Annotated in this window: 25 protein-coding genes; 12 read left to right on the top strand and 13 right to left on the bottom strand. The window is 67.3% G+C overall.

Annotated elements, in window-relative coordinates; genetic code table 11:
* The first annotated feature begins 162 nt into the window (after positions 1-162).
* The 4 genes from EGH23_RS19910 (at position 163) to EGH23_RS19895 (ending at position 3196) form a co-directional block, all read left to right on the top strand.
* On the top strand, positions 163-507 hold the full coding sequence (locus EGH23_RS19910; protein ID WP_220581737.1) for a hypothetical protein: 345 nt from the start codon (positions 163-165) through the stop codon (positions 505-507).
* Positions 504-1478, top strand: a complete 975-nt coding sequence (locus EGH23_RS19905; RefSeq protein WP_220581736.1) for an NAD(P)/FAD-dependent oxidoreductase — start codon at positions 504-506, stop codon at positions 1476-1478. Before EGH23_RS19910 ends, EGH23_RS19905 begins: the two co-directional genes overlap by 4 nt.
* A gap of 12 nt (positions 1479-1490) precedes the next feature.
* Complete coding sequence (locus EGH23_RS19900; RefSeq protein ID WP_220581735.1) at positions 1491-2402, top strand: DUF7551 domain-containing protein; 912 nt, start codon at positions 1491-1493, stop codon at positions 2400-2402.
* Positions 2403-2533: 131 nt separating this feature from the next.
* On the top strand, positions 2534-3196 hold the full coding sequence (locus tag EGH23_RS19895) for a helix-turn-helix domain-containing protein (RefSeq protein WP_220581734.1): 663 nt from the start codon (positions 2534-2536) through the stop codon (positions 3194-3196).
* A gap of 24 nt (positions 3197-3220) precedes the next feature.
* On the opposite strand, the gene EGH23_RS19890 is transcribed toward EGH23_RS19895, so the two are convergent.
* Positions 3221-4315 (bottom strand): glutamate-cysteine ligase family protein, encoded by a 1095-nt coding sequence (locus EGH23_RS19890; RefSeq protein WP_220581733.1) that lies wholly within the window; start codon positions 4313-4315, stop codon positions 3221-3223.
* A gap of 402 nt (positions 4316-4717) precedes the next feature.
* Entirely contained in the window at positions 4718-5158 is a 441-nt protein-coding gene (locus EGH23_RS19885; RefSeq protein WP_220581732.1) for a hypothetical protein, read from the bottom strand.
* Between the two features lie 87 nt (positions 5159-5245).
* On the opposite strand from EGH23_RS19885, the gene EGH23_RS19880 reads away from it, so the two are divergent.
* Positions 5246-5668 (top strand): NUDIX hydrolase, encoded by a 423-nt coding sequence (locus EGH23_RS19880; protein ID WP_220581731.1) that lies wholly within the window; start codon positions 5246-5248, stop codon positions 5666-5668.
* Positions 5669-5817: 149 nt separating this feature from the next.
* Here EGH23_RS19880 and EGH23_RS19875 read toward each other — a convergent pair whose 3' ends face one another.
* Positions 5818-6642, bottom strand: coding sequence for a TrmB family transcriptional regulator (locus EGH23_RS19875; protein ID WP_220581730.1), 825 nt, complete (start codon positions 6640-6642; stop codon positions 5818-5820).
* Between the two features lie 380 nt (positions 6643-7022).
* On the opposite strand from EGH23_RS19875, the gene EGH23_RS19870 reads away from it, so the two are divergent.
* Positions 7023-7814, top strand: coding sequence for a TrmB family transcriptional regulator (locus EGH23_RS19870; RefSeq protein ID WP_220581729.1), 792 nt, complete (start codon positions 7023-7025; stop codon positions 7812-7814).
* A 136-nt stretch (positions 7815-7950) separates the two neighbouring features.
* Positions 7951-8268: a DdfA family disk-determining factor gene (gene ddfA, locus EGH23_RS19865; protein ID WP_220581728.1), complete on the top strand. Its 318-nt coding sequence runs from the start codon at positions 7951-7953 to the stop codon at positions 8266-8268.
* A 20-nt stretch (positions 8269-8288) separates the two neighbouring features.
* Here the strand turns inward: ddfA and EGH23_RS19860 are convergent, their stop codons facing one another.
* Positions 8289-8618, bottom strand: a complete 330-nt coding sequence (locus tag EGH23_RS19860; RefSeq protein WP_236044967.1) for a DUF7344 domain-containing protein — start codon at positions 8616-8618, stop codon at positions 8289-8291.
* Between the two features lie 272 nt (positions 8619-8890).
* On the opposite strand from EGH23_RS19860, the gene EGH23_RS19855 reads away from it, so the two are divergent.
* The gene (locus EGH23_RS19855) at positions 8891-9331 is read left to right on the top strand and encodes a cupredoxin domain-containing protein (RefSeq protein WP_236044966.1); all 441 of its coding nucleotides are present in this window, start codon (positions 8891-8893) and stop codon (positions 9329-9331) included.
* Between the two features lie 11 nt (positions 9332-9342).
* Here the strand turns inward: EGH23_RS19855 and EGH23_RS19850 are convergent, their stop codons facing one another.
* Together EGH23_RS19850 and EGH23_RS19845 are read right to left on the bottom strand one after the other, a co-directional pair.
* Entirely contained in the window at positions 9343-10350 is a 1008-nt protein-coding gene (locus tag EGH23_RS19850) for a transcription initiation factor IIB (RefSeq protein ID WP_220581727.1), read from the bottom strand.
* Positions 10351-10458: 108 nt separating this feature from the next.
* The gene (locus EGH23_RS19845) at positions 10459-11244 is read right to left on the bottom strand and encodes a helix-turn-helix domain-containing protein (protein WP_220581726.1); all 786 of its coding nucleotides are present in this window, start codon (positions 11242-11244) and stop codon (positions 10459-10461) included.
* Positions 11245-11340: 96 nt separating this feature from the next.
* On the opposite strand from EGH23_RS19845, the gene EGH23_RS19840 reads away from it, so the two are divergent.
* Positions 11341-11709, top strand: a complete 369-nt coding sequence (locus EGH23_RS19840) for a hypothetical protein (protein WP_220581725.1) — start codon at positions 11341-11343, stop codon at positions 11707-11709.
* On the opposite strand, the gene EGH23_RS19835 is transcribed toward EGH23_RS19840, so the two are convergent.
* Positions 11674-12525 (bottom strand): DUF7537 family lipoprotein, encoded by an 852-nt coding sequence (locus EGH23_RS19835; RefSeq protein WP_220581724.1) that lies wholly within the window; start codon positions 12523-12525, stop codon positions 11674-11676. The genes EGH23_RS19840 and EGH23_RS19835 overlap by 36 nt on opposite strands.
* A gap of 83 nt (positions 12526-12608) precedes the next feature.
* Positions 12609-13571, bottom strand: a complete 963-nt coding sequence (locus tag EGH23_RS19830; protein WP_220581723.1) for a C-terminal binding protein — start codon at positions 13569-13571, stop codon at positions 12609-12611.
* Between the two features lie 114 nt (positions 13572-13685).
* On the opposite strand from EGH23_RS19830, the gene EGH23_RS19825 reads away from it, so the two are divergent.
* Together EGH23_RS19825 and EGH23_RS19820 are read left to right on the top strand one after the other, a co-directional pair.
* On the top strand, positions 13686-13925 hold the full coding sequence (locus EGH23_RS19825; RefSeq protein ID WP_220581722.1) for a PRC-barrel domain containing protein: 240 nt from the start codon (positions 13686-13688) through the stop codon (positions 13923-13925).
* A gap of 94 nt (positions 13926-14019) precedes the next feature.
* Complete coding sequence (locus EGH23_RS19820) at positions 14020-14523, top strand: DUF4112 domain-containing protein (RefSeq protein WP_220581721.1); 504 nt, start codon at positions 14020-14022, stop codon at positions 14521-14523.
* 339 nt (positions 14524-14862) lie between these two features.
* On the opposite strand, the gene EGH23_RS19815 is transcribed toward EGH23_RS19820, so the two are convergent.
* Positions 14863-15894: an NAD(P)-dependent alcohol dehydrogenase gene (locus EGH23_RS19815; RefSeq protein ID WP_220581720.1), complete on the bottom strand. Its 1032-nt coding sequence runs from the start codon at positions 15892-15894 to the stop codon at positions 14863-14865.
* 52 nt (positions 15895-15946) lie between these two features.
* A complete protein-coding gene (dgoD, locus tag EGH23_RS19810; protein WP_220581719.1) occupies positions 15947-17098 on the bottom strand; it encodes a galactonate dehydratase in 1152 nt (383 codons plus the stop codon).
* Between the two features lie 122 nt (positions 17099-17220).
* Between dgoD and EGH23_RS19805 the strand changes: the two genes are divergently transcribed.
* Positions 17221-17994 carry an SDR family NAD(P)-dependent oxidoreductase gene (locus tag EGH23_RS19805; RefSeq protein WP_220581718.1) on the top strand — a complete coding sequence of 258 codons (774 nt, stop codon included), beginning with the start codon at positions 17221-17223 and terminating at the stop codon, positions 17992-17994.
* Positions 17995-18019: 25 nt separating this feature from the next.
* On the opposite strand, the gene EGH23_RS19800 is transcribed toward EGH23_RS19805, so the two are convergent.
* The 3 genes from EGH23_RS19800 to EGH23_RS19790 all read right to left on the bottom strand — a co-directional run.
* Positions 18020-19477, bottom strand: a complete 1458-nt coding sequence (locus EGH23_RS19800) for a rhamnulokinase (RefSeq protein ID WP_220581717.1) — start codon at positions 19475-19477, stop codon at positions 18020-18022.
* 17 nt (positions 19478-19494) lie between these two features.
* Positions 19495-20148, bottom strand: coding sequence for a class II aldolase/adducin family protein (locus EGH23_RS19795; protein WP_220581716.1), 654 nt, complete (start codon positions 20146-20148; stop codon positions 19495-19497).
* 78 nt (positions 20149-20226) lie between these two features.
* Positions 20227-20550, bottom strand: a 324-nt coding sequence (locus EGH23_RS19790) for a TOBE domain-containing protein (RefSeq protein WP_220581715.1), incomplete at its 5' end; no start/stop codon positions are given.

The raw sequence follows: 20550 nt of genomic DNA, 5'->3' as shown, positions 1-20550 counted from the left end.
TAGGGGTTTCGGTTCGCATAGTGACTCGAAGAGTCACCGGGTCTCCCGGCGAGCAGTACGGTCATTCTTCGCCCGGAGCGCCCGTCGCTGTGACACTTCCCCACTTTTAGGCTCACCGAAATACCGGAACGAATATATGTATTTAGGTGCCCCTAAACGATAATGCCAATCGACGACGACTCCGGTTCGACGCGGCGGCGGTTCGTCGCGGCGGGCCTCGGCGCGGCGACGAGCGGGCTACTCGCGGGGTGTAGCGGGTCCAGCGCCGACGGAAGCGAGACCGATCGGTCCGCCGCGACCGACGCTGGTCGGGGTTCGGCGACGGCCGCCGAGACTGACGCCTCGACCGGGGGCAGGTACGCCGTGTCGATGTCTCCGGTCGGCGAGGTGGGCTTCGACGCGGTCCCGAGCGACGTCTTCACCGTCTTCCCGCAGATTCCCGAAGACGAGCGGTTGTTCGACCGCGAGAAGGTCGCCGGTATCGTCACGGGGGAGGGAAGCTCGTGACCGCGGCGGACGAACGCGACGAGGCCGACGATCACTGCGAGGTCGTTATCGTCGGCGGCGGGCCGGCCGGCTGTTCGGCCGGCGTCTTCACCGCTCGCTACGGTCTCGATACCGTGATCTTCGACCGCGGGAACTCCTCGCTGGCCCGGTGTGCGCACCTGCAGAACTACCTCGGATTCCCGGGCGGCATCGACGTCGAGACGTTCCTCGAACTCGCGCGGGACCACGCCGACGCCGCCGGCTGTGACGTGGTCGACGACATGGTCGAGACCGTCGAACGAGAGGGCGAGCGCGACGGCGAGGTGGCGTTCCGAGTCGAGACCCAAGACGGCGAAACGGTCACCGCAGACCGGGTCGTCGCGGCGACGCGCTACGGCGGGGAGTACCTCCGCCCGCTCGGCGGCGACGCGATGTTCGAGACCCGCGAGCACGGCGGCGAGGATCACGAACACTTCGACCCCGACTACGCAGACGACGACGGTCGGACGCCGGTCGACGGGCTGTACGTCGCATCGCCGGCGGGCGAACGCGACGTGCAGGCCGTCGTCGCCGCTGGACAGGGAGCCCACGTCGCCCGCACGCTCCTCGCGGAGTGGCGGCGCGCGGAGGGGCTCCCGGAGGGCGTCCTCGCCAATCACTACGACTGGCTCAGACCCGACTCGGAGTTCGAGGGAGAGTGGAACGAGCGCGAGCGCTGGCGGGAGCGGTTCGACGAGCACGCGGCCGACGCCGAGGTGGACGACGAGCGCCTCTCGACGCTGCGCGAACGGGCCGTCGACCGGGCGTTCGAGACCCGACGCTCCGAGGAGGAGATCGAGCGCCTCACCGACGAGGGTCACCGACGCCTCGCCGAACACCTCGATCCGGACGACGTCGTCGAGGCCGTCGGGAGCGACGCGGTGCTCGACGCCGTCGACGACGAACGAATCAGGGAGTATCTGGAAGCTGAACCCGGCAAGCGGACGCCGTAACCGAACGAATCCATGGTCGGAACCACGCTCGCCGAACTCCGCGACCGAATCGAGACCCTCGCCAGTCCCGACGGCGAGTACTACCTCGTCTGTGCGCGCACCGGGGACCGCCCGGTCCCGGCGGCCGAGGCGCGGTTCGGCAGCCGCTCGACGGCCCAGCGGGCCGCGCGCGCGACCGAGCAGTATCGGCGAGCGCTCCGGCGCTACGACCCGCGACTCCCGCACTACGACGTCGTCGTCTGTCAGGCGGTCGAGCCGCACGTGGCGGGCGAGCGACGGGCGGGCGATTCGACCGAAGACGTCCCCGCGGACACCGACAGCGAGGACGCGCCCGCGGAACCGACCCGCCGCCGACGCATCGACCTCTGTCACAGCGTCGCGGCCGCCGTCTTCGAGACGCTGTCGGCGGCGGGCCACGACGCCGTCGAATCGGCGGTCATGGACACCTACTTCGACCTCGCGGAGACCGTCGACGACCTCGACGACCTCTGCGTGTGTCTCCTAGAGAGCATGGCGACCGAACTCGACCGGCGGCTCTCGCCCGACGAACGGGCCGACGTCCTCGCCGACGCCGCGGGACGGCTGCCGCCGGTCGATCCCGCGAGACGGCCGATCCCGGCGGCGTTCTCCCACCTCCGAGACCGGGGACTGCTCGACGGCTACGTCGAGTCGCCGCCGTCCGTGGACGCCGACGGCGGCACCCGATCGGTCGTCGTCCGGCTGTCCGGGTACGTCCTCTCGCCGCGGAACGGCCGGCTTCCCGTCCTCCCCCTCGTCCTGGCGCTCTACCGGGGCGCCGACGACTGGCCGCCCACGGCGCTCCGGGCGGCCCGCGTCGACGGGGACTGGCGGCTCACGCTCGTCTTCGCTCGGGACGGCGGGCCGGAGGGGCTGGCGAGCGTCCCGATCCGCCCCGCGCTCTGAGCGAGCGCTGTCGGCGATATCGGGCGTTCAGACCGCTCGGGACGGTAATTGGGACGGGTCGAATCGCTATCCCGCACGGAACTTGTTAGAAAAATGAAGAACGTTATCTACCTGAGAAGAGTACGTAGCGAATGGTCACTATCGTCAGAGGAACGGTTCCGGCGACGGACTTCGCGCTCAGCTATACGCTCGAACGGTATCCGGAGACGGAGTTCGAAGTCGAGCGGATAGCGCAGAGCGGGGACGGACAGGTGATGCCCATCCTGTGGGTCAGAAGCGACGACGCAGAGGGCATCGAAGCGGCGCTCGACGAGGACCCGACGGTCAGCGACGCGACGCTCATCGGGGACTTCGACGGCGAGTGCCTCTACTGGATGCAGTGGATCAACCACGTCCAACTCGTGGTCCAGATGCTGACGAACTCGAAGGCGACGATTCTGACCGCCTTCGGCAGCGGCGACAGCTGGAAATTGCGGGTGATGTACCCGACCCGCGAACTGTGCGCCGAGACCCACGCGTTCGCCGCGGACCACGACATCCCGTTCGAAGTCGAGTTCATTCGCGAGATGGAAGGGGAGCCGGCGGGCCGATACGGTTTGACCGTCGAGCAACACGGGGCGCTCGTCGCCGCCGCGAGAGCGGGCTACTTCGAAGTCCCGCGCGAGACGACGCTCGAAGAACTCGCCGAGTCGGTCGGCATCTCACATCAGGCCCTCTCCGAGCGACTCCGGCGAGCGACGGGAGCGCTGGTCGAGGACACGCTCCTCATCGGCCGGGCCGACGACGGCGATTGAGAGCGGGGCGATCGACTCTCCGAGTCACACCGCTGGTTTCGCGGCCACCGAGTCGTCGTCGTCGACCAGCGTCGCCACGTCCTCGCGGAGCAACTTCGCGGCCAGCAGCCGCATCCGCCGGGCCCCGGCGGTAGAGAGGACGTCCGGCCCGACGAGCCGGTCGGCGAGCGGGTCGTAGGCCGACGGATCGAAGCCCATCTCCGAGAGATACTCGCGGACGGCCGACGATTCCAGCCCCTGGGATATCGCGGCGTCGCTGAGGTCCCGGAGGTCGCCGAACGACGGGATTTCGACGTGGTTCGAGTCGGTCCCGTCTCCCCCGACACCCACCGATTTCGTCGCCGCCTGCTCGACGACGCGGCCCATGTCGAAGGCGAGTCGCACCGTCTCGCTGGGGAGTGCCGTGTCGGGCGCTCGCCACTCGACGGTCGGGGTCGCCTCGCGCAGTCGAACGGGATTCAACATCGTGTCCTCCGGGCAGAAGTGCTCCTCGACGGCGGCGGCCCCGACGCCGTTGCTCGCCGCGACCCCTTTGAACAGTTCGAAGGCGGTCTCGACGCGGTCGTTCCACTCCGAGACCGAGTCCGCGTACGACCAGAGGCCGCAGTACCGGGCGAACTCGTCGCTCTCCTGCTGTCGATACGCGCGAGCGCGCGAGGACTGCTGTCGGCGCTCCCCGAGGTAGTACGGCGAGGAGTTCACCAGCGCCAGCGCCGGGTCCAGCGCCGTCAGGAGGTTCAGCTGTCGCACCGGTTCGGTCTTCTCGAAGTGGACGTGCGTGCCCGCGCAGTTCTTCGCGCTCGTGATCTGTTCGCCGTAGATGTCCTCGAACAGTCGCCCGCGGTCGCCCATCGCGTCCGGCGCCGCGCTGGTCAGCGGCGTCCCGAGCGGAACGAGGTGAAGCCCCTCGCTGCGGGCCGCCGTGAGCGCGGTCCGGAGTATCGACTGCAGTTCCCGGCGGAGGGAGTCCTCCGTTTCGTGCGGAGAGGTCCGTACCTCTACGAGGGGCGCGATGAACTCCGGCTCGATCCTGTCGTGTGCCTTCGGCAGCGCCCGTCCGTCGGTCAGTCTCCCCTGTTCGTCGACGGTCCAGAACTCCATTTCGATGCCGAGTTTCATGATTGATGTGAGCCATCTCGCTCACGTCTATGGTGTCACAGGCGAATCATCTGGCTACTCGGCTTGCGCTCGCCAAGCAGTCATAAGGGGGTAGATGTTGCCTCGATATCGAGACGAGATGGGGTGACAGCGGCGGTCTCGACGGCGATATCGCCGCCGCTCACGCGAGTATTGTCGCCGGGCGCTACCCCCTCGTTCGCGGCAATTCTATCCGACGACCGTTTCCTCCTCGGCTCGCTTCGACGAGAAGCGACGACGATCCGACCTCGGCGTGGCGGTTCGGGCGCGCGGACTCCCCTTCTCCGAAACCGGCGACGCCGCCGCCGGCAAACGGTATCTCGCGATATAGAATCTAGCCGACCGACCGAGCGCGGCCGAGAAGCGCGAGTGACGACGACCGGCCTACGACTCGGTCCGTCGCTGCGTCGCGTCCGCCGTCCGCCCGTAGTGTTTGACGTCCGCGTAGAGGTCGGCGAGCACGTGGACGTACAGCGTCGACCCGACGACGAGCGCCCAGTACGGTGCCGAGAGCGCCCAGAGCGCGCCGACGGCGACCCCGGCGATGACGACGTGACTGAAGAGACGCTGGACGTGCGAGAGGTCCGTCTCGCCGAACAGCGAGTCCTGATCGGTGACGGCAGCGAGCGGATTTCGGAGGAGACGGCGGACGTTCTCGGTCGATCCTGTGTTCAGGTAGGCGACGAGGAAGTGGTCGAAGTCGATACCGACGCCGACGACGACGGCGACGGCGACGACCAGCGCGGGGTGGACCGGCGGCGAAGTGGCGATCAGTAGCGCCGCGCCGGTCACCGCCGAGAGGATCGCGTGGTTGCGGGAGTACATCCATCGGTGGTTCCGGTGCCACGGTTATCAACGTCGGTCCTCCCCGGCGACCGGTAGACTAACACCGCTCACCCTCCATCGCATTCTATGGACGAGCAGTTCCTCGAAGCGACGGTGAGCGTTCGCGGGGTGGTCTGTACGCCCGACGAGCAGGTTCTCACGGTCCGTCGCGCGAGCGACGGAGGGTGGGAACTGCCGGGCGGACGAATGCATCGCACCGAAGACGTGACCGACTGTCTCCGGCGGGAGATCGACGAGGAGACCGCGGTCTCGGTGACGGTCCACCGGCCCGTTCACGTCGTCTCCTGGCAGAACGACACCGACGACGGCCGCCTCGCCGTCTACTACCACTGCACCGCGGCGAGCGCCGAAGTGACGCTGAGCGAGGAACACACCGATTCGGCGTGGGTATCGGAAACGGCGGCGAGAGAGCGGTTGAGCGACCCACAAGAGACCGCTCTGGAGCGAGCGCTCGACGCGAACGCGAAACCGACGGTCGGCGACGACTAGTCGCCCGTCCACCCGGTAGGGAAAGAGTCGCTCGACGGCGCGGTCGACGGCAACATCGGCGGGGGTTATCGCACGTTCGGCGAACACCACTGGGCTATCGGCATCTATCGGGCGTAGACACGTTGCCGAGCCGAAGTCTATCCGCGGGTTCAGTCGTCGTCAGCCTTCGCCGACGAAAGCAGGCCGGTCGCCAAGATGCGACGGACGATGGCCACGAGGCCGTTGTCGAATCCCCGACCGAAAACTGCCTCCTCCTTCGTTTGGCCGCCGCTGGCGGCCCGATGGAACGAACTCACGAGGATCGCCTCTCTGTCGGCCAGCAGTAATCGACCGATCTCCGTATCGTCGTCCGGCAGCGCGGAGTGGGTCAGCCACTCCAGTTCCGAGACGAACACTTTCGTCTCGGGGAGCGCTTCCACGACCCGGTCGCGTAACTCCTCGGAGACCGTCCCGATAATCACGTCGACGCCGCGTCGTCGGGCCTGCTGTAACCGGTCCGCGAGGTCGTCCGTGAAGACGTTCCGGTGGCCGAGGACGATGACGACTTCGCTGTCGGCCTCGTCTATCAGTTGCGCCGTGCGACTGGTTATCCCCGCCTCGCCCGCCAGCGCCCACACCTCGTGCGTGACCTCCGACTCCTCGTCGCTAACGGCCGGATCGAGCCCCTGAAGCGTCTGTCGGAGCGTCTCGACCCGGTCGTCGTACTCGTTCCGGAGCGTCCCGATCGCCTCGTCGATGGCGACGGCGCGGAACACCTGCGGGTTCGAGTGTTGGATCTCGACGAGCCCCTTCGTCTCTAACACTCGAACGGCGTCGTAGACGCGGGTCCGGGGCACCTCGGAGACGTCGCTTATCTCTTTTGCCGTCCCCCGCGGAAGCCGCGAGAGGGCGACGAACGCCTTGGCCTCGTACTCCTTGAGGCCGAGTTGCTGAAGTAGTTCGACTGCGTGTTCTCGGTTTGCGATTTTATCCATATGGGTCCCAACCATCGCTACCGACCTGCGGTAGCCTAGGTCACGATTTCTCGCCGGGACTGAAAGTCGTTGTCACTCTTTTCGTGACCCGTCCCGTCTGAACTCTCCGGTAATTCGATAGTCACAACCGAAGCTGGGGGGGGAAGAATGTGGCCGCACCGGCCCTGCATCGCGAATTCACGGCGAAGACACGGGCGAGGTACCTGCCCGGACTCTCCGGGAGGTCGGGAACGCTACGAACCGGTATTCGATCGTTCACCCGAATAATCACAATAGCATTATACGGGGCGAACGGGAACGTGCTACTGGCGCGCAGCTCCAGACTGGGTCCCAACCGCTCTGTCGCTGCGCGCCAATACTCAAGCGGCATCTCGATACGCATGACCTCAGAGTCCTCGGACGAGTCCCGGGCCGTCGCGATCGACCAGCTCGAAGCGCTGGGGCTGAGTACGTACGCCGCCCGGACGTTCGTCGCGCTCGTGAGTCTGGGCAGCGGGACGGCGAAGGACGTGAGCGACGTCGCCGACGTGCCCCGGACCCGCGTCTACGACGCCGTCGACGAGCTCCACGACCGGGGGCTGGCCGACGTCCAGCACTCGAATCCGAAGCGGTTCTGGGTCGTCTCCCCGGAGACGACCGGCCGGCAGTTCGAACGGGAGTACAGCCATCGCGTGGACGCGCTGACCGAGGCCCTCGACGGGTTGGGCTCGGCCGAACGAACCGAGGAACAGCGCGGCGTCTGGACCGTCGTGGGCCGGGACACCGTCTCGGAGCGCGTCGTGGACCTGATCGACTCCGCCGGCGACGAGGTCGTTTTCATGACCGTGAGCGAACTCCTCACCGACGACGTCGTGGCCCGTCTCCGGGCCGCGAGCGAACGCGGCGTCTCGATCAAACTCGCGGGGATGGCCGATTCCGTCGAACAGGACCTCCGCGACGGGGTCCCCGAGGCGGATTACTTCGACTCCATGTGGGTCTGGTCGGACACGCCGGCCGGGCGCATGCTGATGGTCGACCACGAGAAGACGCTCGTGAGCGTGCTCGTCGACGGTGACGGCGACCACCCACCGAAACCGCGCGACGAGGCCGCCATCTGGGGGGCCGGCGAATCGAACAGCCTCGTCGTCGTCCTCCGGGCGATGTTCACCTGGCAACTCGGCGAAACCCGATGATTCGTCGAAAGATGTTATTCATATTATCACAAAAGCCCTATATCGGTCACGGTCCAACGGTTCGACTGTAACTAAGCGGCGCGGGCAGCGGAGTACCGGCATTAGACACGGAAGAGTCTCGGGAAGGGAGTACGTCATGGACGATAACACAGACCACAGAAAGCGCTCGAAAGCGCCAAACGAACCGATTCAGTCCCGATTCGAGTGGAAACCGACCGAGAGCCCGTGCACTGCGATCGTCGAGGCCGTCGCCGCGTCGACGGGGCGAGATTCGGCCGACCTGCCGTCGCTGTACGCCACCGTCGATCCCGACGCCCTGACCGCGGTTCTCATCGACAAGCCGGACCGCTCCGAAAGTGCAGTCCGCGTGTCGTTCGAGTACGCCGGGGTCGACGTGACCGTCGACAGCCGCGGCGGCGGCGTAGTCGACTCGAAAGCGGCCCGTCGCGAGTGAGAGCGTCCCCAGTTACCGAGTCAGAACCACTCGGCGGGTAGTTCGTCCTCGTTGGCCACCAGCAGTTCCAACAGCGGCCGCATCTCGTCGAAGTTCGGTCCCCGGCGCACCTCGTCGTTCTCGCGATCCCACTCGATGAGCCCGTAGTCGGCCAGTTTCGGCAGGTGAACGTGATACATCCGCACGCCGTTCGAACGGGACTTACCTTCGGAACGACCCCCGTCGGCGATCGTAAAAGGTTCCGCTCGCGGACCGTCTGTCAACAGTTCGAACAGCAATTTTCGGCGTTCAACGTCGGCCAGCGCGCCCAGCAGCTCGTCAGGAAGAATCGGTCGCGCCTTGGAGTCCATACGGGTATTTGGTGATATAGACGGATAACAGCCGGAGTTTTTCTAGTTCGCTAGACGTTTGAGGAAGCGAGTGACAAGCTGAGCGGCGCAGCGAGAGCGGGCCGAGGGACGGAAACCGAGCCGCGGAAGGAGTCCGCCGGCGGAACGTACTCGGCCCGGCGGAGTTCTGAGGGCGTCGTCGAAACGCCCTGCGTCGACTGTCTTTCAGCGTCGATCAGCGAAGTCTCGCAGTCGGTAGCTACACTTAACCAACTGGCAATCTTCCCTCCGATATGAACCGACGGACGATGTTGCGGTCGGCGGGGCTGGGCCTGGCCGGCGCGGTCGCCGGGTGTTCCGGATCCAGTAACGGAGACGGGAGCGGCGGCGAGACCAGCGGCGACGGCTGGGCGGGCGGCACTAACGTCGCGATGACCGATAGTCTCAAGTTCGAACCGGAGACGCTCACCGTGAACGTCGGCGACACCGTCACGTGGAAGACGGTCGACTCGGTCGCCCACAGCGTCACGGCCTACGAAGAGAAACTGCCCGACGGCGCGGCGTACTTCGCCTCCGGCGGGTTCGACAGCGAGTCCGCGGCCCGGGGGGCCTATCCCGAGGGGAGCGTCGGCGCGGACGAGACGTATAGCCACACCTTCGAGACCGCCGGCGAGTTCCCCTACTTCTGCATCCCCCACGAGTCGGGGATGCGCGGCACCATCGTCGTGGAGTGAGAAGAGGTCGGTTAGGCGCTCGCGCCCGGTCCGGACGGCGCGTTCGTCTCGACGGCGTCGCCGCCGGTCGACGCCTCGAGCAGCTCCCGGTAGCGGTCGCGGATGGTGACCGTGCTCACGTCGGTGGCCTCGCTGACCGTCTCCTGTGTGAGTTCCTCGTCCACGAGCAGGCCGGCGGCGTAGATGGCGGCCGCGGCCAGGCCGACGGGGCTCTTCCCGCTGTGGACGTTCTCGTCCTTGCCCGTCTCGATGAGGTCGCGGGCCTGCATCGCCAGTTCGTCGCTGGCGTCGACCTTCGAGGCGAACTTGGTGAGGTAGTTCGCGGGGTCGGGCGGCCCGATTTCGAGGGCGAGTTCGCGGTTGATGTAGCGGTAGGCGCGGGTGAACTCCTGTTCGTCGACGCGGCTGACGACCACCATGTCGTCGATGGTCTGGGGCAGGTTCGTCTGTCGGATCGCCGCGTACAGCGACGCCGTGGCGATGCCCTCGATGGAGCGGCCCGGCAGCAGGCCCTCGTCCAAGGCGCGGCGGTAGACGACGCCGGCCGTCTCGCGGGCGCTCTCGGGGACGCCCAGCGCGCTCCCCATGCGGTCGATCTCGCCCAGCGCCTGCTTGAGGTTGCGCTCGCTGTGGTCGCGGGTGCGGAAGCGCTCGTTCCAGGTCCGCAGGCGCTGCATCTTCTCGCGCTGGCGCGAGGAGAGGGAGTTGCCGTTGGCGTCCTTGTTCTGCCAGCCGATGTTGGTCGAGAGCCCCTCGTCGTGCATCAGTTTCGTCGTCGGCGCGCCCACGCGGGACTTCTGGTCGCGCTCGGCCGAGTCGAACGCCCGCCACTCCGGCCCGTGGTCGATGGCGTCCTCGTCGACGACCAGCCCACAGTCGGCACACACCGTCTCGCCGCGTGTGCCGTCCTGCGTGAGGTTGCCGCCGCAGTCCGGGCAGACTTGCTCGCCGCGCTCCGTCGTCTCCTCCTCGACGGCGCTGTCGCGTTCGTCGGCGTCGTAGGTGCTGAGTGTGGTCATGGTAAGGGAGGCGAGCGATGAGACCACCGCTCGCGTAGGTACTCTAGGGAAGGGCCGCTTCCCGTATCAGGCCTAGTTCGGCATGTGCCAAATAGGTGTGTTAGGTACTCACGCGCGCGAACGACTGACGCGAAGGCGGGAGCCCTCGGCCACCGACTCGTCGGCCTCGACGGGACCCATCGACCGGGTGACGAACGAGCGGACGATCCACGCCTCGGCCCGCTGCAGACGGTACTGCAGGGTCGAGCGCGAGACGTCCAACGTCTCGGCGAGGTCCGACAGCGACGTGTCCCGCGGGGTGCGGTAGTAGCCGTGTTCGACGGCCGCCTCGACGGCCGCTTGCTGTTCCGGCGGGAGTTCCGCCAGCGTCACCGCCTCGTCGGTCCAGTAGGAGGGGTCGCCGAGCTGCCGGAACTCGACGGTGAGTCCGGGTCGGAGTTCGGCCTCCAGCGCCCCGAAGAGGTCGTCGACGCCCTCGTCGCTACAGAGGAGGAGCCGCCACTCACAGCGGCTGCCCCGCCGCTCCGTCTCGACGAGGACGCCCTTGCCGACGTGTTCGATGGCCAGCCGCGGGATAGAGTGGCAGTCGCCGGCCTCGGACCGGTAGCTGTAGACGGTGCGACTCCCCGGGTCGGCGGCGATGACCTCGTAGTGCCATTCGGTATCACAGTCGCGGGTGCCGATGCACTCGGTACACTGCACCGGCCCGTCGAAGACATCGTCTAAGCGTTCGAGGGCGTCCTCGGTGCCCGCGATGCGTTCGAGCCGCCACATCCCGTCGTTGGTGACGTTGCAGGCGATGGTCCGGGAGTGAATCGCCGGGTTATCGATGAACACGTCCATCAGCGGGTCCAGCCCCCGCTCGTAGTCGATGGTGAAGATGAACTCTCGCATTGCCCCCTCGTAGCCCGCCGAAGTATATATATCCACCCAAAATTTTCGGCGTGTGCCGAACGAGCGGCCTTCGTCGCCGACCGCCTCTCTCCGCGTATGTCGTGCTCACCGTCGAACTCGCCCGAGCGAGAGCCGTCCGAGGCGAGGACCGCGAGCGGGCGGTTCCCCTCCCACAACTGGCGACCGACCGTCGTCCACGGGGCGCTCCTGTGGGCGCTCTTGCTCGCGGTGGGGGCACCCGCCCCGACCGGCCATCCGCTCTCTCTCGGCGTCTCTCTCGTCGCCGTGTTCGCCGCGCCGGTCCTGCCGGTCGCGCTGTTCTTCGATTACCGGCAGGCCAGGCGAGTCGGGACCTGTGACTCCGGTCTCGTCGCGTACCTCGGAAATCTCGCGTGGGACGTGCGAACGCTGTTCACCCGCGGCGACCCTCTAGGGAGCGCGCGCCGGGAGTTCGACTCGCGCTGAATCCCGCTCTCCCTGCTGGGAAATAGCCGCGTCTAACCACTCGGGGTCGTCGACGGCGGTCGTCCCGACGCCGGTCAGCGCGTAGTGCCACGCCGCGGAGACCGGCCTGCCGTCGTCGGTCTCGCCGGTGAGCGTCCACTGCGTCTTGCGCGCCAGCCCGTCCTCGTCCACGAGGACGACGACGGTGAAGTCGGTCACCGTGACGTTCTCGTCGCCGCCGAACGCGCTCGCGCCGTACTGTCGCCACAAGTGTGGGTCGGTGTACTCGTAGCGGTCGACGGTGACGCCGTCGAACGTCTCCCGCCCGACGAACTCCGCGTCCTCGACGGATTCGTAGCCGAAGGAGCCGCGGGCCAGCGCCGACCCGAACGTGTCGTCGGCCCCGTCGACGACCTGGTAGAACTCCTCCTCGCCGTCGCCGTAGCGCGTGTAGGTCGTCCCGTCGGCGTAGAACGTCTCGAAGTCCATCCGCGAGTCGGGACCGACCGCGCCGAACCGTTCGGCCGAGCGGTTCTTCTCGAGGTCCACGAGGTAGGTGCTGGTGACCGCGGACTCGGTCCCGTTGCTGTCGGTCACTGCGAAGGACCACTCCGCGGTGAAACTCCCCGCGTCGGCGAGGAGCCGTTCGGACTCGGTCACGTCGAGTCCGCCTTCGGCGGCCGAGCCGTCTCCGGTCCCACCGTCGCCCGCGCCACCGTCGCTCGCCGACCCGTCGGCGTCCGTCGCGCCGCCGTCGGAGACGAGCCCGCCGCCGGTACACCCGGCCAGTACCACCAGCAGTCCCGCGAACAGCGTCGCCAATCGAGTGCGTTTCATCACCGTATAGAGACGGTGGTAGAGGGCATAAGCTAGTACGATTGATACGAACCGGTCGCCGAGTGACTGTCGGATAGAGTCGCTTACAGCCACCCGGTCTCCGGATCGATGTAGTCGGGCGGCGTCTCGCCCGCGAATGCCGCCCGGACGTTCGCGGTGACGGTGGCGTGCAGTTCCTCGCGGGCCTCCTCGGAGTACCACCCGGCGTGGGGCGTGACGACGCAGTTGTCCAGTCCGACGAGCGGATGGCCCTCGCTCGGCGGCTCCTCGCGGAGCACGTCCAGACCGGCCCCGGCGATAGTTCCCTCGGCCAGCGCCGTCGCGAGCGCGTCTTCGTCTATCAGGCCGCCGCGACCGGTGTTGACGAGGACGGCGTGGTCGCACATCGCGTCGAGCGCCGCGGCGTCGACCATCCCGCGGGTGTCGTCGGTCAACGGTGCGTGCAGGGAGACGTAGTCGGCCCGGTCGTACAGCTCCGCCAGCGCGACCTTCTCCACGTCGGCGTCGGCCATCGTCTCGGCGTCGACGTAGGGGTCGTAGGCGACCACGTCGAGGTCGAACCCGCGCAGGCGCTCTCTGGCGCGGCGGGCGATGGGACCGAAGGAGACCAGTCCGAGCGTCCGGCCGCGGACCCGGTGAATCGGCCGGGTTCGCTCCCACCCCCAGTTACCGTCTCGAACGTCTCGGTCGTAGGCGGCGACGGTGCGGATACAGTCGAGCAAGAGCGTCACCGTGTGGGTCGCCACCTCCTCGGTGCAGTACTCGGGGACGTTCGTCACCGCGACGCCGTTCTCGGCCGCCGCGGCCACGTCGACGTTGTCGATGCCGACGCCCGCGCGAGCGACGATCCGTAACTCGTCGAGTTCGTCGAGGACGGCGGCGGTGACCGGCGTGTTCACGTCGACGACGAGCGCCTCGGCACCGCGCGCCGCCGCCGGCAGCGCGTCGTCGTCGCCGGTGTCGGCTTCGACCACCTCGGCGTCGAGTTCCGCGCGGAGCAACGCGGCGTCTAGCATCGGGTCGTCGCTGACGACTACTCGTGGCATGGTCGGCCAGAGGGTCGCCCCCGTTTTAATAGTCGCCGGCGTTCCCGGCGGACGGGAACCGTGGCACGTGCAGGCTGAACGGCCAGGGGGACGCGTTCCGAAGAGGGAGCTACGATGGCAACACTATCCGACGGCGACGAGGGCAAAGACGTCGTCACGGCCGGCGGCGAGAAGGTCGGCATCGTCAAAGAGGTCGACCGCGGGACGGCATACGTCGACCCCAACGCCGGGCTGACGGACGAACTGAAGTCGGTGCTCGGCTGGGGAGACCGCGACGAGGACACGTATCCCGTCAAGGCCGACGCAGTGGCCGAGACGACCGACGACGAACTGCATCTCGACCGCGGTCGGTAACCGCGCTGCCCCGAAATTTTCTCGCGAGCGACGAGCGCGCTGACCCTGCACCTGCCGGGAAGAGGCTTATTCGGCGTAGCCGCCAAGTACGGGTATGGAAAACGAGAGCGACGTCTCCGAGACGAGTTCGGACGATGCGACCGACGAGACGAACAGCGAGGAGACGACGGGGCAGGAGATCCCCGTCGAAACGGAATCGGACGGCGAGGACGCGTCGGGCAACGTGACCGTCGAGACCGACGGAAACGGGCAGGCGACGGCCCGAGAGGAAGCGGCCCTCCAGCGGGTCGAGACGGTGAGTAACCTGCTCGACGACGCGATCCCGGTACCGGGGACCGACTTCCGCATCGGACTCGACCCGATACTCAGCGTCGTCCCGGTCGCCGGTGACATCATCGCGGGGGCCTTCTCGCTGTACCCCCTCGTGGAAGCGGCTCGCCTCGACGTTCCGCGGAACACGCTGGCGAAGATGCTCCTCCTGGTCGCCGTCGACATCGCCGGCGGTTCGGTCCCCGTCCTGGGGACGGTGTTCGACGCGTTCTGGAAGGCCAACGTCTGGAACCAGAAGATGATCGAAGACCACGTCCACGGGAACTGAGCGGGAACGTCGCGCCGTCCAGTCTCGTTTTCGAGTTCGTCGACGACAGTTGACGACCGCTTCTCGCGGCACCAGTCCCGTGTTCGGTGAGCCGGACGTGACCCGTCTTCGAGCGGCGGATATCCGGACATTTTGAGGCGTATATTCGGCATATCTGCCGTCATTTGTCCGCATTGCTCCCGTGAATTATACCTTATAAAGCCATATTTGGATATATGTGCCCGCAACCAACATATATAGACACTCTTACAGCTATATCCAATATTTTAGTATTCAATTGACTCGTTTTGAGTCTCCATATCGGTCGCGTCGTCTCGTTCCGCGTCGTCGCCGCTCATCTCACGGATCGAACGTGATCATCCCCTTGATCGCCGCGGGTTCCATCGCTCGCTGGAACGCCGCCTCGATGTCGTCGAGCGGGGATTCGAAGTCGACGATGCCCTCGACGTCCACGGCGTCGTCGGCGAGGAGGTCGATGGCAGCGTCGTAGGTGTTCTTGTACCGGAACGAGCCGTGGACGTCGATCTCGTTGTCGATGACCTCCAGCACGTCGAACGGGACGGTGGCCTCGTCGGCCAGTCCGACGAGGACGACGGTGCCGCCGCGACGGACGGCGTCCACCGTCGACTGGATAGAGGGGTCGGCGCCGGACGCCTCGACGACGACGTCCGCGCCGACGCCGTCGGTGTACTCGTCGATCGCGGTTTCGAGGTCCGTTTCGGTCACATCGACGGTCAAGTCGGCCCCGCGCTCGGCGGCGAAGTCGAGTTTCTCTTCGACGACGTCCGAGACGACGATATCGGTGGCACCCGCGGCGCGGGCGGCCTCCATCGCCAGCAGGCCGATGGGTCCGGCCCCGGCGACGAGGACGGTGTCGCCCGTCCCCACGTCCCCGCGTCGGCAGGCGTGTATCCCGACGGAGAGGGGTTCACAGAGCGCCCCCTCGGCGGTGGAGACGTTCTCGGGCAGTTGGTACGCGAAGTCCGCGGGCCAGGAGACGTACTCGGTGAACGCGCCGTCGTGGGGCGGCGTCGCCATGAACCGCACGTCCTCACAGAGGTGGTAGTCGCCGCGCTTGCAGTGGGCACAGCGACGGCAGGGGACGCCCGGTTCCAGCGCGACGCGGTCGCCGGGTTCGAGCCCCGTGACTTCCTCGCCGACGTCGACGACTTCGCCCGCGCTCTCGTGACCGAGGACGAGCGGGTAGTCGACGACGTAGTCGCCGATGCGGCCGTGTTCGTAGTAATGGACGTCCGATCCACAGATGCCGACGTCCCGGATAGCGACGAGTACGTCGTCGGGGCCGGGCGACGGTCGCGGGCGCTCTTCCAGTTCGAACTGAGTGGGTTCGGCTAACACTGCGGTGCGCATACGTATCCTGTTCTCGTGAGACCACAAAAAATGCGGGGCTGAGGTCGGCGAGTCACCACTCGGCGATACTGCCGTCCGCGTGGTGCCAGACCGGGTTGTTCCAGTTGACCTGCGTCTGGGCCTGCTTGCGGAGGGACGCCTCGTCGATTTCGATACCGAGTCCCGGGCCGGTCGGCCGCTCGACGTAGCCGTCGTCGAACCCGAACACCGCGGGGTCTTCGAGCAGCGCCAGTCGCTGGCTGGACTCGGGGTCGTGGAGTTCGAGGTCCTGCTCCTGAACGAGGGCGTTCTGTGAGCAGAAACAGACCTGCAGACTGGCGGCGAAGGCGACGGGTCCCAGCGGACAGTGGGGGACGACCGACACGTCGAAGGCCTCGGCCATCGAGACGATGCGGCGCATCTCGCTGATGCCGCCGACGTGCGTGACGTCGGGCTGGATGATGGAGACGGCGTCCTCGACGAGCAGTCGCTTGAAGTCGTAGCGGGAGTAGAGCCGCTCGCCCGTCGAGATGGGGATGGTGGTGCGGGTAGCGATGCTCTCGAACCCGTCGCCGTGTTCCGGCGACAGCGGCTGGTCGACGAACATCAGGCTGTAGGGTTCGAGCCGCCTGACGAGTTCGGGGGCCATCGGCTTCGAGACGCGGCCGTGGAAGTCGATGCCGAGGAACGCGTCGCGGCCGATGGCGTCCCGGAGCACGCCGATTCTGTCGACCGCGCGGTCGACGGCCATCGGCGTCTCCAGCGGGCGAAACTCCTGCGGGTAGTTGAGCTTGAACGCGCGATAGCCCCGCTCGCGGTCCCGTTCCGCTGATTTGGCCACGTCGCCGGGATCGTCGCCGCCCACCCACTGGTAGACCATCATCCGGTCGCGGACGTGCCCGCCCAGCAGGTCGTGGATCGGCGCGTCGTAGTGACGGCCCTTGATGTCCCACAGCGCGTGGTCGATACCCGCGAGCGCGCTCATCAGGATCGGCCCGCCGCGGAAGTACCCGGACTGGTAGAGCTTCCGCCAGTGATACTCCGTCCGGAGCGGGTCCATACCCAGGAGGTAGCCCTCGACGAGTTCGCTGACGGCCGCCCGAACCGTCTCCAGCCGCCCCTGTACGATCGGTTCCCCCCAGCCCACGACGCCCTCGTCGGTCTCCAACTTCAGTAGCAACCACCGGGGCGGCACGGCGAACAGTTCGTAATCGGTGATTTGCATGCGTAGGTCATAGACGAGTGAGCACTTGAAACGACAGGCTCGAAACGGACCGAGTCGGCGGGGCGAACGCGTCGGATAGACCTAGTTTTATGCCGGTGGAAACCGCTCCTTTACTCGTCCACATGAGCGCACTCGAACGCTTCTCCCTCGACGGAGAGACGGCTATCGTCACCGGGGCCGCACAGGGACTCGGCAGAGAGATGGCAGACGCCCTCGCGGAGATGGGGGCCGACGTCGCCATCGCGGACGTGAACCTAGAGAAGGCCGAGCGAACCGCATCCGAACTCGACGGCGAGACCGACGTCGTCGCCGTCGAGGTCGACGTGACCGACGAGGCGTCGGTCGAAGCGATGGTCGAAGACGTCACCGACCGCCTCGGTCCGATCGACGTGCTGGTCAACAACGCCGGCATCGTCGAGAACTCGGCGGCCGAGGAGACGCCGATCGACTCCTGGCGGCGCGTCGTCGCGGTCAACTTAGACGGCGTCTTCCTCTGTGCGAAACACGTCGGTCAACAGATGCTCGAACGCGGCGAGGGGCGCATCGTCAACATCTCCTCGATGTCGGGCTTCGACGTCAACGTCCCGCAGAAGCAGGCCAGTTACAACACGACGAAGGCGGGGGTCAGGATGCTGACCCAGTCGCTGGCCGTCGAGTGGGGCGACCGCGGCGTCCGGGTCAACGCCATCGCGCCCGGCTACATGCGCACCGAACTCGTCGACGAGGTGCTCGCGGAGAACCCCGACATGGAGGAGACGTGGCTCGAAAACACCCCGCTCGGTCGACTCGGCCAACCGGAGGAGCTGCGCGACCTCGTCGTCTACCTCGCGTCGGACGCCTCCTCGTACATGACCGGGACGACGGTCAACATCGACGGCGGCTACACGGCGCGGTAGAGACAGCAGAAAGCGTTTTTAGTCGTCAGTCGGTCGGCAGCGCGGCGACTCGTTCTTTCGTCTCGGCCCAGTCCTCACCGGTCGGTTCGTAGGTCGTCGTCGCGAACGACGACGCGACGAGCCGGCGGCCGGTCGCCACGTCCGGGAGCGTGCCGGCCGCGACGGCCTGGGTGAGGACGTTGCCGACGGCGGTGGCTTCGACCGGCCCGGACGTCACCGGTCGGTCGGTGGCGTCGGCGAGCAACTGACAGAACAGGTCGTTCCTGACGCCGCCGCCGCCGAGGTTGATTCGCTCGGGCGGGTCCTCGACGACGGCCGCGATCTCGTCGAAGGCCAGCGCCGTCTTCGCCACCAGACTGTCGAGGAGACAGCGGACGATGCCGCCGCGTCCCTCGGGAACCGGCTGGTCGGTCCGACGGCAGTACGCGCGGATCTGTTCGGGCATCGGGTCGTCGATGCTGAACGACTCGGCGTCGGGATCGACGAACGCCGTCCGCGCCGGCGCTTCGCGCGCGGCCGCGAGCAGGTCGTCGTAGTCGACGGACTCGTCCGCCTCGCGCCACGCGTCGCGGCAGGCCTCGAGGATGAAGAAGCCGTCCACGTTCTTCAGGAGTCGGACGGTGCCGTCCGCGCCGAGCTCGTTCGAGACGCCGCGCTCGAAGGCTCGGTCGGTCCGAACCGGTTCCTCGCGCTCGACGCCGAGGATGAACCACGACCCCGTGTTCAGGAACGCGGAGCCGTCCGAGAGGGGGAGCCCCGCGACGGCCGACGCCGTGTCGTGGCTCGCCGGCGTGACGAGTTCGGGCGTCGAGGGGAGGGGAGCCGCCACCTCGTCGGCGACCGGACCGAGCCGCTGACCCGGTTCGGCCAGCGTCGGGAGCGGGTCAGTTGGCAGCGACAGCTCGTCGAGCAGGTCGGTCGCCCACGCGCGCCGCGCGGGGTCGACCATCTGCGTGGTCGAGGCGACGGTCACCTCACCGGCCTCCTCGCCGCCGAGCAGCGTCGAGAGCAGTTGCGGCATCATGAGCAGGCGGTCGGCCCGGTCGAGCAGTTCCGGCTCCCGTTGGGCGACGGTGTAGAGCTGCCAGAGCGTGTTCGGCGTGTTCCAGTTCGTGATGCCCGTCTCCTCGAAGAGCCGCCGCTTGGAGACGGCTTCGAACAGCTCTTCGCGGGCGGCCGTCGACTCGGGGTCCCGGTAGGAGGTGGGGTCCCGGAGCACCTCGCCGTCCGCGAGGAGGCCGAAGTCGAGGCCCCAAGTGTCGACGCCGACCGTCTCGAACGCGCCGCCCGCTTCGGCCGCGGCTTCGAGCCCTTCGATCATCCGCCCGCGGAGCGCCGAGAGGTCCCACGCGTAGCGGCCGTCCGTCTCGACCGGCCCGTTCTCGAACCGCGCGACTTCAGTCACGTCGAACGTCTCTGGCGTCACTTCCCCGAGGTAGACGGTTCCGCCGCTCGCGCCGACGTCGATAGCGACGTGTTTCATGCCTGGTCAGCTCCCTGTCACTGCCCGTAGGCGTCGAGCTTGTCGCTCAGGCGGTCGATCTCGTCGTCCGGGAGGATTTCGGGGTCGCCGATGGCCTTCGCCTGGTGGTGGATGCGCGCGCAGTACTCGACCATCAGGGCGACGGTGTAGGCGTCGTCGAGGGACTCGTCGGCGGTCAGGACGCCGTGGTTGCGAAGCAGCGTCGCGTTGAACTCCTCGCCGAGCGATTCGACGGCCGCCTCGCCGAGTTCCGTCGTCGCGTGGGTCTCGTACTCCGCGACCGGCACCTCGGTCCCCGTAAAGGAGATGAGGTAGTGCGAGGCCGGGATCGACTCGCCCAGCGAGGCGAACGTGGTCGCGTACGGCGAGTGCGTGTGGACGACGCCGCCCACGTCGGGCCGGGACTCGTAGACGGCCAAGTGCATCGGCAGTTCCGTCGAGGGCTCGACCTCGCCCTCGACGACAGTTCCGTCCGTCTTCACGACGGGAACGTCCGCCGGCGTCACGTCGTCGTAGGGAATCCCCGAGGGGCTGATGGCGACGAGGTCGTCGTCGAGGCGGGCGCTCAGGTTGCCGCCGGTCCCGGTCGTCAGGTCGTCTTCGAGCAGGCTTCGGCCGTACTCACAGATAGCGTTTCTCGTCTCGTAGTGTGCTAGGTCTCGTGATGTCATCGTTGATGTCTGAATCGGTCTCGAACCGCGTAGTCGAACGTCGGTGGGGGGTACCGGAAAGAGTACCGGTTTCCCGGCTCAGTCCGAGGAACTGCTGACGGTCTGCATCCCGTCTTCGAGGGCGAGTTCGGCGTCGGCGTCCAGCTTGCGCTGGTGAATCGTCTCACCGGTCTTGGCGTCGAAGAGGTGAATGTCTTCGTCGGGTATCTCGACGTAGACCTCCGACCCCTCGCTGATGGGGCGCTGGCCGTCCGTCTCCGCGATGAACGGTTCCCCGTGGTCCTGCTGTCTCGGTTGCAGGTAGACGTAGGAGATGCTGCCCATCGGTTCGACGACGTCGACGACGGCCTCGAACTCGTGGCCGCCGGTCGGGTCGTCGTGGAGCGTCAGGTCCTCCGGGCG

This window comes from Haloarcula nitratireducens (assembly GCF_019599505.1).
Note: the sequence above shows the minus strand (reverse complement) of the source record. Positions and strands in the feature narration are given on the sequence as shown.

Coding starts and splice junctions, on each gene's coding strand:
- EGH23_RS19835 (WP_220581724.1), bottom strand. CDS start 12,525: ATGAAACGCACTCGATTGGCGACGCTGTTCGCGGGACTGCTGGTGGTA.
- EGH23_RS19815 (WP_220581720.1), bottom strand. CDS start 15,894: ATGCGCACCGCAGTGTTAGCCGAACCCACTCAGTTCGAACTGGAAGAG.
- EGH23_RS19885 (WP_220581732.1), bottom strand. CDS start 5,158: ATGTACTCCCGCAACCACGCGATCCTCTCGGCGGTGACCGGCGCGGCG.
- EGH23_RS19825 (WP_220581722.1), top strand. CDS start 13,686: ATGGCAACACTATCCGACGGCGACGAGGGCAAAGACGTCGTCACGGCC.
- EGH23_RS19880 (WP_220581731.1), top strand. CDS start 5,246: ATGGACGAGCAGTTCCTCGAAGCGACGGTGAGCGTTCGCGGGGTGGTC.
- EGH23_RS19855 (WP_236044966.1), top strand. CDS start 8,891: ATGAACCGACGGACGATGTTGCGGTCGGCGGGGCTGGGCCTGGCCGGC.
- dgoD (WP_220581719.1), bottom strand. CDS start 17,098: ATGCAAATCACCGATTACGAACTGTTCGCCGTGCCGCCCCGGTGGTTG.
- EGH23_RS19795 (WP_220581716.1), bottom strand. CDS start 20,148: ATGACATCACGAGACCTAGCACACTACGAGACGAGAAACGCTATCTGT.
- ddfA (WP_220581728.1), top strand. CDS start 7,951: ATGGACGATAACACAGACCACAGAAAGCGCTCGAAAGCGCCAAACGAA.
- EGH23_RS19820 (WP_220581721.1), top strand. CDS start 14,020: ATGGAAAACGAGAGCGACGTCTCCGAGACGAGTTCGGACGATGCGACC.
- EGH23_RS19860 (WP_236044967.1), bottom strand. CDS start 8,618: ATGGACTCCAAGGCGCGACCGATTCTTCCTGACGAGCTGCTGGGCGCG.
- EGH23_RS19840 (WP_220581725.1), top strand. CDS start 11,341: ATGTCGTGCTCACCGTCGAACTCGCCCGAGCGAGAGCCGTCCGAGGCG.
- EGH23_RS19890 (WP_220581733.1), bottom strand. CDS start 4,315: ATGAAACTCGGCATCGAAATGGAGTTCTGGACCGTCGACGAACAGGGG.
- EGH23_RS19895 (WP_220581734.1), top strand. CDS start 2,534: ATGGTCACTATCGTCAGAGGAACGGTTCCGGCGACGGACTTCGCGCTC.
- EGH23_RS19805 (WP_220581718.1), top strand. CDS start 17,221: ATGAGCGCACTCGAACGCTTCTCCCTCGACGGAGAGACGGCTATCGTC.
- EGH23_RS19870 (WP_220581729.1), top strand. CDS start 7,023: ATGACCTCAGAGTCCTCGGACGAGTCCCGGGCCGTCGCGATCGACCAG.
- EGH23_RS19850 (WP_220581727.1), bottom strand. CDS start 10,350: ATGACCACACTCAGCACCTACGACGCCGACGAACGCGACAGCGCCGTC.
- EGH23_RS19830 (WP_220581723.1), bottom strand. CDS start 13,571: ATGCCACGAGTAGTCGTCAGCGACGACCCGATGCTAGACGCCGCGTTG.
- EGH23_RS19845 (WP_220581726.1), bottom strand. CDS start 11,244: ATGCGAGAGTTCATCTTCACCATCGACTACGAGCGGGGGCTGGACCCG.
- EGH23_RS19910 (WP_220581737.1), top strand. CDS start 163: ATGCCAATCGACGACGACTCCGGTTCGACGCGGCGGCGGTTCGTCGCG.
- EGH23_RS19875 (WP_220581730.1), bottom strand. CDS start 6,642: ATGGATAAAATCGCAAACCGAGAACACGCAGTCGAACTACTTCAGCAA.
- EGH23_RS19900 (WP_220581735.1), top strand. CDS start 1,491: ATGGTCGGAACCACGCTCGCCGAACTCCGCGACCGAATCGAGACCCTC.
- EGH23_RS19800 (WP_220581717.1), bottom strand. CDS start 19,477: ATGAAACACGTCGCTATCGACGTCGGCGCGAGCGGCGGAACCGTCTAC.